Here is a 15,606-nt window from a genome sequence, read left to right as displayed (position 1 = left end):
CTTCAAGTGACGGACTCTACTCAAATCTGGAGGAAGTTCAGGGGCTCAGGTCAGAGCGCTTGGTGTCACTAAGCCCGACATCAATAAACTTCTCTACGGGTCTCTGAAAGGGCGTGTCGCTCAAGATCGTGCCTACCGCTGGTCGACAGCAGTCGAAACTCAACTAGCGCGTTCTGATTCTAGTTCACCTGAAGAGCAATTCGTCGATACCGACCTTGCTCGTCTCTGTCGGTATTATCTTGCATGTCTCGGCTACGACGACACCGGCATCTCAACATTTCTGACCTCCAAGTATGGAGACCCGGATTATCTTGAGATCACGTCCATTCCCCGTACGCCTGACGACCTTGCTGAAAGCGAAGCAGGGAGGCGCTTGCTAGGACGAAAGCGCACCGAGCGGGGCCGCTACGGTCTTTATTTCGGTTATCCCACCAACATTTCGCTGATTAAGTCTCGTCGCTCTGACTGGCAAGGGTACATGGTCGAGCCATTACTTCTGTTTCCGATCGAACAGGAGCCAGGCAGCGGCCGCCTGGCCATCGACTTGAGCTTCCCAATCATCAATCAGAAGCCCTTCCAAACCTTTACCAATGTTGAGCGCGACATGCTCATGAATGAGCTTGTCCAGCTTGAGCAAGAGTTGGGGCTGAACAGCGACGAAGTCCGGCCCGAGGTCGACGAGATTGCGATGCGTTTACAGGCGGTGCGGCCTGAATGGCCGTGGAGGGAAGACATCGACTCCAGCGTTCTCGCCGATGAACGCGTCCCGATGACGGAAGTTAGTGAGCCCGGCATTTACAATCGGGCCGTCATCCTCATGGCCGAAAAGTCTCCATTCACCCAAGGCCTTGAGAAGGAGCTCCGCGATCTCGCCCAGCTGCCCGAGACGAAATATGCGGATACAGCACTGGGCAGGTGGATAAGGGGAGAGGACACGTCTCTCGATGTTGCGCCGCTCGACGAGCCGCTCATCGAAGTCTTGCCGATGAACTCGGAGCAGCGAAATGCGGTATCCGCCGCATTGACCCGCCCCGTGACAATCATTACCGGTCCTCCCGGCACCGGCAAATCGCAAGTTGTTACCAATCTCCTTGTGAACGCCGCTTGGTCCGGGAAGCGTGTTCTTTTCGCAAGCAAGAACAATAAGGCGGTCGATGTTGTCGAAACTCGGGTAAACGCACTTGGGCCGCGTCCAATTCTGTTGCGCGTCGGCGCACAGGCGTATCAGGTACGTTTGGCGGAATATGTGCTTGCATTGCTGTCATCAACGACGACAAATGCCGAACGAGAGGAGTTCGCTGACGCCAAGGCCTTACATCAGCGCCTGCTTTCTGAGTACAGCCGCCTTGCAGATGAAACACAGCACTTTATCGAGCTGCGCAATGACATTGACCGTCTAGAGCAGTTTGCCGAAGAGGCGCGCCAACAGTTGCGCCCCGGCCTTTTCGCGAAGGCCTTGGAGTTGGATATTCCAGGCATCCGAGGTGACATGCAGTCTCTTGCGTTCGCCGCCAAGCAAGCGGACCGGGAGCAGGTAGGCATCATCGCAAAGGCTCTTTGGCCATTATTCAGGGGTGGACGGTTCGCCAGTCTTGCATTGGCCATTGAAGCCGCCACTCCCTCTTTGGAGACCATCGAAGTCGATATCCCCGCGCCGCCTTCAACAGACATAGAACTTCAACCGGTCGCGACCGCATTATCGACAGCGATTCACCAGCTGGAAGCTTTGGAGAGAGCGAACCTTTATCGAACGGCATTGAGAGAGCTTCAAAAGTCGCGATCACTAGAGGAAATTGCGCGTGAAGAGGGAAGCGTCCTAGGTCGGATCGCACGTCATTCCGAGATGCTTTGGAAGCTTTGGTTACGTCTTCAGCCATCAGTGATGTCTGCGGCCGAACGACGAGATCTTGGCAAATACACCGCGCTCTTAAAGATGGTTATTGAAGCCGGAGATGACGGGGAGCTATCCCGTCAAGCCTATGCGAAATACAGTGCAATGCTGCGCGACATTTCGCATTTGCTCCCATGCTGGGCTGTGACTTCGCTCTCGGCACGTGGGCGCATTCCACTTGAACCTGGCCACTTTGACCTCGTGGTTTTTGATGAAGCCAGTCAGTGTGATATTGCCTCGGCGCTGCCTCTGCTCTACCGCGCGAAATCTGTCGTGATCATTGGTGACCCAAAGCAGCTTTCACATATTAGCCGCTTGCAGCGAGGGCAGGATCAGGCTTTGCTCGAACGATATGAGCTTATGGACGACTTCCCTCATTGGGCGTATTCACATCAATCATTGTTCGGGCTTGGGGCGACGCAGGTTTCAGGCGAAGACGTCGTGAGCCTTGTCGATCACCATCGCTCCCACGCCGATATCATTGGCTTCTCGAATGATGAGTTTTATGAGCAGCGGCTTCGGGTAGCAACCAGATATGACAATCTGCGTTCTCCAGCTCGGAGTGAGCCGGGAATCCGATGGATTGACGTCAAGGGCCACTCCGTCCGCCCTGCCAGGGGCGGCGCAGTGAATATGGACGAAGTCAAGGCAGTTGTTTCCGCACTAAGCGATCTCGTGCTCACAAAAAACTATCGGGGCAGCGTCGGTGTGGTCACACCATTCAGAGCCCAAGTCAACGCTATTAACGAAGCAGTGAATCGTGAGAGCAAACTTTCGGCCGAACTGATTCAGCGCGGCTTCTTAGTGGATACGGTGCACGGATTTCAAGGTGATGAACGAGATGTGATGGTGTTTTCACCCGTTGTTTCTGCTGGGCTCACGAGCGGGGCGCTCGGATTCCTGCGCTCCAACGGAAACCTGTTCAACGTTGCCATCACGCGGGCGCGAGCTCAGCTGATCGTTGTCGGGGATATGGCTGCATGTAGTGCGTGTGATGTTGGCTATCTCTCACGCTTTGCCACATACGCGGCCTCCCTCGAAAATCGCTCAGCAGAGGCAGTCGAGATGCAGCTGGAAGAATATGGCCCGTCGTATCCAGATGTTCCAAAGCCGGAGCTTGTTTCCGATTGGGAGAGAGATTTCTACACGGCGGCGCACAAGGTTGGTTTGCGCTTGATTCCGCAGTACCCGGTTGAAAAGTATATTGTGGACTTTCTGATGGTGGATGATTCTCGCAAGCTGGCTATCGAAATTGATGGTGAGCGATACCATCGAAATTGGACCGGCGAGCTTTGCAGACGCGACCAGATCCGCAATCAACGGCTCTTCGAGCTTGGCTACGATGTCATGCGCTTTTGGGTTTACGAAGTCAGGGACGACATCGACGGCTGCCTAAACCGCGTAAAGGCGTGGAGAGACAGATCGACGGACTAAATATATGCTCGCCGACTTTGCAAATGCGGCTTAGACCAAGCAAGTCCACAATAGTCCGTCCCCCAAACGAAAAAAGCCGGCCCCTCGCGGGACCGGCTTCTCCGTATCCGGACCAATCCGGAAGTTGCTTACGCCGCGTTATACCCCAGCACCGCCTTCACCTCGAGGAACTCCTCGAAGCCGAACTCGCCCCATTCGCGGCCATTGCCCGACTGCTTGTAGCCGCCGAAGGGCGCGTTGAGGTCGGGGCCGGCGAGGTTGAGGTGGACATTGCCGGTGCGGAGCCGCGAGGCGACTTTCCGCGCATGTTCCGGCTCGCCCTGCACATAGCCCGAAAGCCCATAGACCGTGTCGTTGGCGATGCGCACGGCGTCTTCCTCGTCCTTGTAGGGAAGAATGGCCATCACCGGCCCGAAGATTTCCTCGCGCGCAATGGTCATGTCGTTGGTGACATTGGCGAAGATGGTCGGGCGCACGTAATAGCCCTTGTTCATGCCTTCCGGCCGGCCCGTGCCGCCGGTCACCAGCGTCGCGCCTTCCTCGATGCCCTTCTGGATCAGGCCCTGGATCTTCTCGAACTGCACTTCCGAAACCACGGGGCCGATCACCGTGCCTTCCGCGTTCGGGTCGCCGACCTTGACCTGCTCGGCCGCCGCCTTGGCGATCGCGATCACCTCGTCCTGGCGTGCCGCCGGCACCAGCATGCGCGAGGGCGCGTTGCAGCTCTGGCCCGAATTCGACATCATGCCGAACACCGAGCCCGTCACCGCCTTCTTGAGGTCGGCATCGTCGAGCACGATATTGGCCGACTTGCCGCCCAGTTCCAGCGCCACGCGCTTGACCGTGTCGGCCGCCGCCTTCGAAACGAGAATGCCGGCCCGCGTCGAGCCGGTGAACGACACCATGTCGACATCCGGATGCGACGACAGCGGCGCGCCCACGCCCGGCCCGTCGCCATTGACGAGGTTGAACACGCCCGCCGGCACGCCCGCCTCATGCAGGATTTCGGCGAAGAGATAGGCGTTGATCGGCGCCACTTCCGAAGGCTTCAGCACCATGGTGCAGCCCACCGCCAGCGCCGGCGCCACCTTGCAGGCGATCTGGTTGATCGGCCAGTTCCACGGCGTGATGAAACCGCACACGCCCACAGGCTCGCGCAGGATCCGCGTCGGGCCCTTGTCTTCCTCGAATTCGTATGTCTTCAGGATTTCGAGATTGGTGTTCAAGTGCGCGATGCCCATGGCGGCCTGCGCGTTCTGCGACAGCTTCTGCGGCGCGCCCATTTCCTCGGTGATCGCGGCCGCGATGTCGGCATAGCGCTTCTGATAGACGGCCATGATCGACTGCAACAGCTCGATGCGCTCCTGCCTGGTCGTCGTCGAATATTTCGGGAAGACGGCCTTGGCGGCGGCCACCGCCTTGTCGACATCCTTGGCCGAACCCATGCTGATGCGCGCGAAGGGCTCTTCATTGGCCGGGTTGATCACCTCCAGCGTCTTCGGCGTCGCCGGGTCGACCCACTGGCCGTTGATGTAGAATTTCAGATAGTCCTTCATGGGGGCAGTCCTCCTTGTTTGATGCCGTCCCTCGTCTGCCGGCGGGCGCCGGCGAATGCCGGTTTCACCCGCCCGGACGGCCGCATATGCTGCGGCCCCCGGCTGCGCGCGAGGGTGTTTGTTGTTGGCAAGAAACCTCGCATGCCCCCCCCTGCCCGGTCCAGCGTAAAACGGCCTCGAAAGCCGCCAAAACGCCGGGAAAATGCGGACTTCCGCCTGCCGCTCGCCCTATTCGAAAAGTTCCGCATGCGTGCCGGTGCGCTCAAAAACGACCGATTTGTCATCGCATGTGTAGATCAGGAGAAAATCGCCGCCGACATGGCATTCGCGATGGTCGGCCCAAGCGCCCTTGAGCGGGTGGTCTTTCCACTCGGCAGGCAGCGGACCGTCATTCGCGATGAGCAGCAGCATAACCTCTTTCAGGCGGCCCATGTCGTAGCGGCCGGTGCGGGAGAGGCGGACCCAGTCTTTTTCGAACGCCCTGGTGTGGTCCGACGTGCGCGGCCGCGACGCCCGTTTGCGGCTAGCGGGCTTTTCCGAGGGCATCCAGATGCTCGTCGCCGCTGGAGAACCGGGCCCGGCGCGATTTGATCAGCTTCCGGCCCTCCTTCATCGCTGCCTGCGTTTTAGCGTTGGGCGCGGTGAGATCGAAAGGAACCGCCCGGTCTCGGGCGACGCGGGTCAGCGTCATGCGGATAATGTCGGACACGGTCAGCCCCAGCTCGCCAAGCACGACCGTCGCATCTTCCTTCACATCGTCTTCGACACGGGCGCGAACGACACTGGTGGCCATTTTCAGATCTCCTGTAAACCGAAACCCATATGTAGCCCAATTGGGCCACACTTTCAAGTCCCGTGCGAAAACGGGCCGGCGGGTGGTCCGGCAATCGGGATCGAGCATCGGCCGGCAGCCGCCGCAATTCCGGCGGAATCGGGTAAGAAGTATCAGGGCAGGATCAGACCCGCGCCAGGAGAAGCAGCGCCCATGTTCATTGACGGACGCAACGTCCCCGACGGCACCATCATCGAAACCGACCTCGCCATCATCGGCGCCGGTGCGGCCGGCATCGCCATCGCGCGCGAGCTGGCAGGCTCGGGCATCGCCATCGCGTTGATCGAAAGCGGCGGCTTCGAATTCGATGCCGACACGCAAGCCTTGTATGAAGGCGAGATGGCCGGCGTCGAATATCCGCTGACAAGTTCGAGGCTGCGCTATTTCGGCGGCACCACCAACCACTGGGGCGGCTGGACGCGGCCGCTTGAGCCCATCGACTTCGAAAAGCGCGACTGGGTGCCCCATTCGGGCTGGCCGATGACCCGCGCCGATCTCGACCCTTTTTATGAGCGCGCGGCGGATGTCTGCCAGCTCCGTTCCACCGCCTTCGACGATGCGAGCGCCTGGGCCGAGGGCGGCGAGCCGCTGCCGCTCGCCGGCGACGAGGTGATGACGCGCTTCTTCATCTACAGCCCGCCGACCCGCTTCGGAAAGAAATACCGGCCCGACATCGAAGCCGCGCCCAATGTCACCTGCTACCTCAACAGCAATGTGATGGAAATCGTGCCGGCGGAAAACGGCGCCCGTGTCGAAACCTTGCGCGTCGGCACGCTGTCGGGCGTCCGCTTCGCGGTCAAACCCAAAGCCTGCATCCTGGCCGCCGGCGGCATCGAGAATGCGCGCATCCTGCTTTATTCCAACAGCGTCGAGCCGGGCGGCGTCGGCAATCGCACCGGCAATGTCGGCCGCTTCTTCATGGAGCATCCGCACATTCCCTCGCCCGCGACCTTTCTCGTCACCGATCCCGATCTCGTCGCGCGCTTCTACCGCACCTACACGAAGCTTCAGAATTCGGTCGTGCGCGGCTGCTTCCTTTTCACACCCGACTATCTGCGCCGCACCCGGCGCATGGGCACCGTGCTGACCTTCGGCATGAGCTATGCGGTGACGGACGCAACCGGCTCGGAGGAAGGCCAGCGCGATCCATCCGCCTGGATCCAGCCGCTGGTGCTGAAGCTCGCCCGCGACACCACCGCGCGCGCCGCGCCGTCGGACGAACTCGGCTGGCGCATCGGCGTCGGCTGCGCCGCCGAACAGGCGCCCAATCCGGCGAGCCGCATCACGCTTTCGGACGAAAAGGACGCGCTCGGCCTGCCGCGCACGCGGCTGGCCTGGCGGTTGCAGAAAACCGACGCCGACAGCCTGCGCGGCAATCTCGAGGCGCTGGCCCGCGCCTTTGGCGGCTGGGGCGAGGGCCGCGTCCGCGTGCTCTTTCCCGAACGCGAGACATGGACCGAGGCCGAAGGCTGGGGCAATCATCATCTCGGCACCACGCGCATGGCCGCCGACCCGAAGAACGGCGTCGCCGACGGCAACTGCGCCGTACACGGAATGTCGAACCTCTATATCGCCGGCTCCTCGCTCTACCCGACGGGGGGCACGGTCAACCCGACCCTGACCCTGGTCGCGCTGGCGCTGCGCCTGGCCGACCATCTGAAATCCCGCTTTGCCGAAGGCGCCTTTGCCGCATGAGAACCGCATGAAACATTCATCCGATCACGACGCCGCTCACGCCCATCCGCCGGTCTCGCGCCGCGACATCGTCATTCTGGGCAGCGCCGCACTCCTCGCCGCCGCCGTCCCGGCCGCGCTGTTCGGCCGCGACCCGTCGGTCCTCGCTCTCGACAGCGACGTCTTCCTGCGCCTGCTGGCCGATCGGCAGGCGGCCGCAAAGCTCGGCGAGATCTGGTTCGCCGAAAGCCGCCCGGCCGAAACCCGCGCGATCTACGAGGCCCGCCTCGCCCGCCGCCTGCGCGCGCATGGCTGGACGCCCGCCGCCACGCCGGAGCTCGCCCATCGCGCACTGGCCGCCGCGACCCGCGCCGACTATCTCGGCGACCGCATGGTGGCGATCGAGAAATGGCATTTCTCGGAAACCGAGGCCGATCTCTGCGCGCTGGCCGCGCTGGTCATGCGCGATTCGGCGCATCACGCCTGACTTGTCCCCGGGGGCGGGGATAAACCCGCGCATAACCCCGGGCATAAACCCGGGCACAAGTTTTCCTCGCGGCGATTTGTGACAGTTTCGTGACAGTTCCGTGACAGAGGGGGGGGGGGTTAGCAGGGTCCGTCGCTGCCGAGTTGCACCGATCGCGCCCTGACTTCGATCGTTCCCGCCCTTGCGCTGGCGACCGGCCGCCAGGTCAGCGGCGAGGGCAGCACCGCGGCCAGTTGCGCCGCCTGGGACGGCGAAAGATCGGCCGCCGCAACGCCGAAATAATGCCGCGCCGCCGCCTCCGCGCCATAAAGGCCGGGGCCGAATTCGATCACGTTGAGATAGAGTTCGAGGATGCGCCGCTTGCTTAAAAGCGTTTCCAGCCAGACGGTTATGTAGGCTTCGCCGCCCTTGCGGAAATAGGTCCGGGCCGGCCAGAGAAAGAGATTCTTGGCCGTCTGCATGCTGATCGTCGAGGCGCCGACGACGCGCCCGCCCTGGCGCCGCCGCTCGATCGCGCTGTCGACCGCTTCCCAGTCGAAGCCGCCATGCCGGCAGAATTTGCCGTCCTCGGCCGCGATGACGGCGCGCTGCAGATGCGGCGAGATTTCATCGAGCGGCTTCCATTGCTTGGAGATTCCGTACCCTTCGATGGCGCGGATCAGCATCAGCGGCGTCGCCGGCGGCGGCACCACCGCATAGAGAAGAATGACGAATGCCGGCAGGAAGAAGATGACAAGCACCGCGCGTGCAAGGGCAAGCGCAGCCTGTCCGGCAAAGCGTCGCGCGGTCTCCTTCCGGCGCTCGACCGCCTCTTCGCGCAGCCGGTCGCCGCCGGGGCCTTCGGGTCTGATGTCCTGTGTCATCGCCGGCGATCATCTGCAAGGATCACCGGCCGCACAAGCCCGCCCGCCCCATAATCGGCCCTCAATCGCCCCATTCCCGTCAAGCTTCGGCCGTCAAACGCCGCCAATCTCGGCCGGGTGGATTCACGTTGATGGAGGCAAAGATGAAGAAGACAGCGACGGCCTTCGCGGTGGCTGCGCTTCTGCTGACGAGCGGCTGCACCAATCTGAGCAAGACCGAACAGGGCGCTCTGTCAGGCGGCGCGATCGGCGCCGGTGTCGGTGCAGCGGCCACCGCCATCGCCGGGTCGAGCATTGCCGCCGGCATGATCGTTGGTGGCGCCGTCGGTGCGGCGGCCGGCGCCTATAGCGGCTGCAAGCAGGACGACAAGTGCTGATTTCACGTCATCGACACATCGACAAAAGGCCCGGTGAACCGCCGGGCCTTTTTACTTGCCGGGCACCAGCGCGCGTTCGACCGCATCGAATGAGCCGGCGACGGGCGCCTGTTCTTCGTTGAGCCAGAGATCGGGCGCCGCCTCGCGGTCGATCCGCACAGCCGGCATGCCGGCCGCGCGCGCCGCCGCAATCTCGCCGGCATGATCCGACAGGAAAAGCATCCCGGCCGCCGGCATCGCCGCCGCCTGCGCAATCGCCTGATAGGATGCCGTCGCGGTCTTGGCGCCGATCCGCGTATCGAAAAACCCGTCGAACAGGGGCGTCAGATCGCCCTGGTCCGAATAGCCGAAGATCAGCTTCTGCGCCTCTTCCGATCCCGACGAATAGACGAAGAGCTGCAATCCCCTTTCGCGCCAGCGCCGCAGCATTGCCGCCGCGTCCGGATAGACCGGCCCCTTCAGCACGCCCGCTTCGTAGCCCTGCCGCCAGATCATGCCCTGCAGCAGTTTCAGCGGACCGGCCTTGCGGTCCTGGTCGATCCAGGAAAGCATCAGCGCCACCGTTTCGTCATTTGAAGCGTTCGGCACGCCGCCCAGTTCCCGCGCTTCCGCAAGCGCCGCCGCAACCTCGGGCGCCGTGCCTTGCGCGGCGACGAACGCCGCCAGCCGTTCCCGCGCATAGGGAAACAGCACCTCATGCACGAAGACGATGGGTGTCGTCGTTCCCTCGATATCGGTGACGATGGCACGAATCCGGTTCACGCGGCCGCGCCCTCGAATTTCGGGAAGCGCGTCGCGATGTCGTCGCCGGTGAAATGTCCGACCCAGCCCTCGGGCGAGGTGAAGATGCGGATCGCGCAGAAATGCGGCGCGGGACCTGTATCGAACCAGTGCGTCGTGCCGGCCGGCACCGAGATCAGGTCGTTGCGCTCGCAGACGATGCGAAACACCTTGCCGCCCTTGCGCAGATAGAAGGCGCCGGCGCCCTCGACGAAAAAGCGCACTTCGTCGTCGTCATGCGTGTGCTCGGCGAGAAACTTCTGCCTGAGCGCTTCGCGATCGGGATTGTCGGGTTTGACCCGCACCACATCGGCGCTCTTGTAGCCGCCTTCGTCCATCAGCCGTTTGACCTGCGCGTCATAGGCCGCGAGTACGGCAGCCTGATCGGCATCCTCGCCGAGTTCATGCGGCGCCGCCCAGCGTTCGAAGGCAACGCCGATCCCGGCCAGCGATGCCGCAATGGCGGCACCGTCGCGCGTCTCGAGCAGCACCGTATCGGGATCGGTATCGGGATAGACCGTGAGCTGTGTCATCTTGCGCCCTCCTCATGCAGCTGGGCGGTGAGCAGAAAATCGAAGGCTTCCATGTGACGGATCGCGTCCGTCACCGTCGCGCCCCAGACATAGAGACCGTGTCCGGCGATCAGATAGCCCGGCGCCGCCGCGCCTGCCTTCAGCCGCGCCTCGACCAGCGCGGCAAGCCGGGCCGTGTCCTGGTCGTTGGCGACGATCGGAATATCGAGCGCAACCTCATGCGTCGTCACGCCGGCAAAGGCCTTGAGAAGTTCCCAGCCTTCGAGCCGCAGCGCCCCGGCAGCGGCATGGCGCCGCGACAACACGGTCGCGGCCATGCTGTGCATATGCGCAACCGCACCGATCGCCGGCACGGCCGCATAACGCGCCAGGTGCAGCGGCGCTTCGGCCGAGGCGCGCGGATGCGCGGCACCCTCGATCTCGACCGCGATGACGCCGCTTTCCTCGAGCATCGCCTTGTCGCCGCCCGTCGCCGTCAGCGCCGCGCGCGTGCCGTCGATCCGCACCGAAAAATTGCCGCTGGTCGCCGGCAGCCAGCCGCGCGCGCCGGCAAACCGCGCCATGGCGACGACGCCGCGCGCGGCCTCGGCAAAACGCGTATCGGGGGCTGGCATCGGCAACTCCACTCCGGCGGTCGCGAAACTGGCGCCACCATAATCGATTTGCGCGGCGATGGAAGCCTCTGCCGCCGGACCGGCTCAACCCGACATGTTCCAGATCGGCGAGTGCCGCCGCAGCACATCCTCGACGCCGGCGACGCGCAGCCCGCTGGCAACGACGCTGAGCGCGAGGCCGCGCTCGATCGCATGCGCCAGCGTGCCGTCGAGCTGGCCCGCCTCGGGTTCGAAATCCGCCTCGCCGATGGCAAGGCTCATCAGCGGCGCGAGCGCCGCCACCCGCGCGACGAACATCGAGCCGGCAAAGAACTGGCCATGCGTGACGTCACGCGCGGTCAGGCCGAGCCGCCGCGCCAGGCCGAAAACCCGCGCCTCGTTGGGCACGATATTGTTGCGAAAGCCGGTCAGATGCCGATCCGGCCCGGTCATGCCGAGCGTGCGGTCCGCCGCGAAGGCGGCGAGGATGCGCGTAAAACCCTGACGCCCGAGGATCGGCTCGACCAGCGTCCGCCGCCAGACCGCGCCATCCTTGCGATGGGCCGATTTCTTGGTGTGAACCTTGACGACGAGATCGAAGCCTTCGGCCGAAATCGCCGCATGCATCCTGAGGAAGGGGAGAATGTCGCGGCCGCGATTGTCGAAGACATGCAGCGCATGAGGGCGCCCCGCCGCCCGCAACAGGGCCTCGACCTCGGCCTGCCGCGCCGCCGTGGTGCTGACGAAGAGCTTGTGTTCGGCCGGCAGATCGCGCAGTGCCGCCAGCATTTCGGCAAGAACGTCGGGATAGAAGGCATGCAGGGCGATCGCCGCCCGCAACGGTCGCGACGGCGCGGACGCCACCGCCGCATGGCGCGCCCGGGCGACGCGCAGCGCCTCGAGCGCGGCATGGCCGAAGCGCGGATCGTCGCCAAGATCGGGCCCGGGCCCGCCCGCCGCCGCCAGATCGACAAACACGAAGGCGGGCCCGGCCCGCCCGGCCGCCGCGGCCAGCGCCTTGCCGATCGCCGCATGCGCGGCCCGGCCGAACCGTACCGGCGGCGTGTCGGGCAGCCGCGCCGCGGGATCGGCCGCACCGGCGGTGAAGTCGCCGGTCAGCACGGCGCCGTCATCCCCGGCGAGAAAGACGCCGTCCGCCGAAACGGCGCCGGGTGCCGCGGCCACACGCAAGGCGCGCGGATCGTCAAGGAACGGCGCCAGCGCCGCCATCAGGCCGCGATCGGCCGCCGCCGGGCCCGTCGGCCGCAGGATGAAGGGCAAGTCGCAAGCCGCATCGTCGAGAAAGCGCTGCACCGGCGCCGGCAGGCGAAGCTGCTGGCCGTCCCAACCGCAGGGCAGGCAGAGCGCGTCGAAGCCGGCCAGCCGCGCCCGCGCCAGAAAACCCGCATCGAGCGCCGGAAGCGCCGCGCCGCGCGACAGATCGGCGACGAGGCAGAGGCCCGGCACCGCCGCGGGCGCGCCGGCGGGAAGCCCGACCCGGTCCGGACAGGCAAGCGCGCGCGCGGTAAAGCCCGATTGCGGCGCCGCCCACGACAGCGCGGCCGCCCAGTCGCCCCACAGCGCCGCGCCGACGCCGTCGAGCCCGTGCCGCAGAAAGGCCGTGCCGAGCAGCTTCAGGCTTTCCTTGCGCGCCAGCACCCGCCGCATGAAACGCCCGAAAAGTGCGACATAGAGTGCCGGATAGCTCTTGAACTGCAGCCGCCATGCGAGCCCCGGCAGGGCAGCGCCCGCCGATGCCGCCTCGACGACAAGTGCGACCGCCTCCTGCCGCACAAACACCGGCACGAAGGCGGCAACGGCCCGCCCGCGGCGGCGCCGTGCGAACAAGGGTTCGAAGTCGAGCAGGCCCGCGCGCGGCCGCTCGTCGCCCTCGACCGTCACATCGATCTTCAGCGCCGGCATCGTCGCCCCTGCCGGCGGCACGGCATGCAGCAGATAGCGCCCGGCGCGCAGCGGCCGCGCGCCATCGGCCGGCGTCAGGCGCAGCGCCGGACGTCCCGATCGCAGGATCTCGTCAACGCAAAGGCGCATCGGCCCTCGTTCCACACTGATCGTCCCGCCGGCCGCGACAAGCCCCGGCGCCGACAGGCCCCCCCCGCGTCGATAAGCCATTGCCCGGCAAGGCGCAACCGCGCCGCCGCCGACTTATCCCCACCCCCGGGCACGCGCCTTAGGCTTGCCGCATCCGCAACGGAAAGGGGAGCGACCCATGTCCTTCGACACGACCGAACTGCTCGGCCTGCCCTGCATCATGCCGGCCCAGGCCCAGAAACATGTGACCCACAACGAGGCGCTGCGCCGGCTCGACGCGCTGGTCCAGCTGGCGGTCAGGTCGCGCAGCCTCACCGCGCCGCCGCCCGCGCCGGCGCCCGGCGAGCGCCACATCGTCGCCGCCGGCGCCGGCGGCGCCTGGGCCGGCCATGACGGCGAGATTGCCGCCTGGCTCGACGGCGCCTGGACTTTCTTCACGGCCCATGCGGGCTGGCGCGCCTGGCTCGAAGACGAACGGAAACTGCTGGTTCGCGACGCCGGCACCTGGAGCGACATCGCGCCCGAACAGGCGCCGAAATTCGGCATCAACACCGCCGCCGACACGGCAAACCGCCTCGCGGTCAAATCCGACGCGGCGCTTTTCGCCCATGACGACCAGACGCCCGGCAGCGGCGACATGCGCGTGACGATCGACAAGGCGGCGACGGGCAACACCGGCACGCTGATCTTCCAGACCGCCGCCGCCGGCCGCGCCGAACTGGGCCTTGCCGGCAATGACGACTTCACGCTCAAGGTCAGCGCCGATGGGGAGACGTGGAGGGAGGGAATCAAGCTAGCTGGAGACGGACAAATATCTCTCGGCGACCCCGTCAACTTCGCAAATATCGTTCCACCGCTATCCGCGCTTCCTGCCGTGAGCATCGGAAACAACGACACAGCGCGGCCAACACTGGGCTTGCAGGCAGCGACGGATAACAACGCAGCAGGCACCCGGTTTGACTTTTTTCGCGCGCGCGGGACGCTCTCATTGCCTGCTGTGGTTGCAGAGAACGATACGATCGCTGCTTTCAATTCATTCGGATTTGACGGAGCGGCGTATCGTCAGACTGCAGCTATTCGCTTCGTTGCCGATTCAACCCCGAACTCAGGCGTCTCGTGCCCCACTCGGATTTCCTTCATGTCCGGAGAAACCAGCACAATCGAGCGCTTGCGAATTTCCAGCACTGGCGTCGTGCAGCCAGGCGCTGATAACGCCCAGGATCTGGGCTCATCGGCTCGTAGATGGAAAGACATATACGCGGGCAACGGAGCGATTCAGACATCGGATGCCCGCGCCAAGACACAGTTGCGAGCGCTCGAACCAGCCGAACGCCACGTCGCCAGAAGCTTGTCACGACTCGCCGGCATATATCGCTGGCGTTCGGCGATCGAGGTCAAAGGCGCCAATGCACGGCTTCATATCGGAGTGACAGCGCAGGACGTACTCAGTGCGTTCGAGGCCGCGGGGCTCAACGGATTTCGATACGGTGTGCTATGCCGGAATCCTTGCGAACCGTCCTCCATACCAAGCACAGAAGACGGAGAATCTTCCCTCACACACCGGCCGACTAACGAGCGACTTGGAGTTCGATACGATCAATTGTTAGTTTGGATAGCAGCAGGATTCGAGGATCGAATTGCTTCCATCGAAGATGCAAGGCAATAATTTTCATGTCCAAACTCTAACCACTCAGTCAACGGAAATGTCTTAGACACGCTTGCGCCCCCTAGGCATCGTCGCTCGAACCATCTTCTGATTGCGCGGATGTCCCCAGTCCCCAACAAACTCGATTTGCCAAGGGAGGTTGGCGGCAGCATAGAGAATATCGCCAGATGTGTAGTGATAGGGATCTCGATGTGGATAGGTAATGATCTTTTCGAATTGTTCGAAGGGTCGTTCAAACGACTCACCTTCCGGCAACATAAATACAGTGAAGAAGAATTCACATGGTCCTGCCAGGTGAGCCGATAGATTGGCGAGACACAGCCGCATATGATTCAGTGGCAAATGAGTAAAGACTGACTGGGCGATAGCAAAATCAATGTCGCGGGGAATGCCATCAAACGTAAAATCGGTATCCTGCACAAGGTTTGTTCGCGGCAACTTTTCACCTAAACCTGCTGGCAACACCTCGCGCTCATATCCGGCAGACATCAAACTTTCATTGATGTCTGTTCCCCAGTAGCATCCAACATCCAGATGGCTGACAGCGCGAACCCCGAGGCGCAGGCTTCCGCAACCAATATCCAACAGCACATGATGAGGCGACAAACCATTCGACACAAGAAATTCGATCTGAAGCGCGCCAATTTCATCCCATAAATCACCAATGATTTGCCGATGCCCGCCCCGTTCCACAGCGGCAGCAATCGCATCAATTTCGTAGTAACTCGACGGATTTAGAGACACAGTGCGTTTCCTGAAATCGGATTCAAAACATCAATCGTGATTTGGCGCGCACACACCCCCGACAATGATGTTGAGATGCTGCAACGTCGCCTGCTCCCGATTGTTGACCGGCTCGCCGCCGCCC

At 63.4% G+C, this 15,606-nt stretch carries 14 protein-coding genes; 5 read left to right on the top strand and 9 right to left on the bottom strand.

From position 1 onward, the window contains the following. Positions 1–373: 373 nt before the first annotated feature. The gene (locus AAC071_RS15765) at positions 374–3,325 is read left to right on the top strand and encodes an AAA domain-containing protein (protein WP_339834403.1); all 2,952 of its coding nucleotides are present in this window, start codon (positions 374–376) and stop codon (positions 3,323–3,325) included. A gap of 128 nt (positions 3,326–3,453) precedes the next feature. On the opposite strand, the gene AAC071_RS15760 is transcribed toward AAC071_RS15765, so the two are convergent. The 3 genes from AAC071_RS15760 to AAC071_RS15750 form a co-directional block, all read right to left on the bottom strand. Next, a complete protein-coding gene (locus tag AAC071_RS15760; protein ID WP_339834401.1) occupies positions 3,454–4,881 on the bottom strand; it encodes an aldehyde dehydrogenase family protein in 1,428 nt (475 codons plus the stop codon). 228 nt (positions 4,882–5,109) lie between these two features. Continuing rightward, positions 5,110–5,427, bottom strand: coding sequence for a type II toxin-antitoxin system YafQ family toxin (locus AAC071_RS15755; RefSeq protein ID WP_339834399.1), 318 nt, complete (start codon positions 5,425–5,427; stop codon positions 5,110–5,112). Next, complete coding sequence (locus AAC071_RS15750; protein WP_339834396.1) at positions 5,405–5,674, bottom strand: type II toxin-antitoxin system RelB/DinJ family antitoxin; 270 nt, start codon at positions 5,672–5,674, stop codon at positions 5,405–5,407. The genes AAC071_RS15755 and AAC071_RS15750 overlap by 23 nt, the downstream gene beginning before the upstream one ends. Positions 5,675–5,866: 192 nt before the next feature. Between AAC071_RS15750 and AAC071_RS15745 the strand changes: the two genes are divergently transcribed. Beyond that, a complete protein-coding gene (locus tag AAC071_RS15745) occupies positions 5,867–7,408 on the top strand; it encodes a GMC family oxidoreductase (RefSeq protein WP_339834394.1) in 1,542 nt (513 codons plus the stop codon). 7 nt (positions 7,409–7,415) lie between these two features. Next, complete coding sequence (locus AAC071_RS15740; RefSeq protein WP_339834392.1) at positions 7,416–7,874, top strand: hypothetical protein; 459 nt, start codon at positions 7,416–7,418, stop codon at positions 7,872–7,874. Positions 7,875–7,993: 119 nt separating this feature from the next. Here the strand turns inward: AAC071_RS15740 and mtgA are convergent, their stop codons facing one another. After that, positions 7,994–8,737 (bottom strand): monofunctional biosynthetic peptidoglycan transglycosylase, encoded by a 744-nt coding sequence (gene mtgA / locus AAC071_RS15735; protein ID WP_339834390.1) that lies wholly within the window; start codon positions 8,735–8,737, stop codon positions 7,994–7,996. A gap of 143 nt (positions 8,738–8,880) precedes the next feature. On the opposite strand from mtgA, the gene AAC071_RS15730 reads away from it, so the two are divergent. Further along, positions 8,881–9,114, top strand: a complete 234-nt coding sequence (locus AAC071_RS15730; RefSeq protein ID WP_339834388.1) for a hypothetical protein — start codon at positions 8,881–8,883, stop codon at positions 9,112–9,114. 51 nt (positions 9,115–9,165) lie between these two features. Here the strand turns inward: AAC071_RS15730 and mtnC are convergent, their stop codons facing one another. From mtnC to AAC071_RS15710, 4 genes are all read right to left on the bottom strand, one after another. Next, positions 9,166–9,876, bottom strand: a complete 711-nt coding sequence (gene mtnC, locus AAC071_RS15725) for an acireductone synthase (protein ID WP_339834386.1) — start codon at positions 9,874–9,876, stop codon at positions 9,166–9,168. After that, positions 9,873–10,427: a cupin gene (locus AAC071_RS15720; protein ID WP_339834383.1), complete on the bottom strand. Its 555-nt coding sequence runs from the start codon at positions 10,425–10,427 to the stop codon at positions 9,873–9,875. Before AAC071_RS15720 ends, mtnC begins: the two co-directional genes overlap by 4 nt. Beyond that, a complete protein-coding gene (mtnB, locus tag AAC071_RS15715) occupies positions 10,424–11,041 on the bottom strand; it encodes a methylthioribulose 1-phosphate dehydratase (RefSeq protein ID WP_339834381.1) in 618 nt (205 codons plus the stop codon). Before mtnB ends, AAC071_RS15720 begins: the two co-directional genes overlap by 4 nt. An 84-nt stretch (positions 11,042–11,125) precedes the next feature. Next, complete coding sequence (locus AAC071_RS15710) at positions 11,126–13,072, bottom strand: rhamnan synthesis F family protein (protein WP_339834378.1); 1,947 nt, start codon at positions 13,070–13,072, stop codon at positions 11,126–11,128. A 178-nt stretch (positions 13,073–13,250) separates the two neighbouring features. On the opposite strand from AAC071_RS15710, the gene AAC071_RS15705 reads away from it, so the two are divergent. Continuing rightward, positions 13,251–14,738, top strand: a complete 1,488-nt coding sequence (locus AAC071_RS15705) for a DUF2793 domain-containing protein (protein WP_339834375.1) — start codon at positions 13,251–13,253, stop codon at positions 14,736–14,738. A gap of 42 nt (positions 14,739–14,780) precedes the next feature. On the opposite strand, the gene AAC071_RS15700 is transcribed toward AAC071_RS15705, so the two are convergent. Beyond that, on the bottom strand, positions 14,781–15,482 hold the full coding sequence (locus AAC071_RS15700; protein WP_339834372.1) for a hypothetical protein: 702 nt from the start codon (positions 15,480–15,482) through the stop codon (positions 14,781–14,783). Between the last annotated feature and the right edge of the window lie 124 nt (positions 15,483–15,606).

It is taken from the genome of uncultured Parvibaculum sp. (assembly GCF_963975745.1).
Classification (GTDB): Bacteria; Pseudomonadota; Alphaproteobacteria; order Parvibaculales; family Parvibaculaceae; genus Parvibaculum.
The sequence above is the reverse complement of the archived record's forward strand: the minus strand, read 5'-3'. Positions and strand labels throughout refer to the sequence as shown.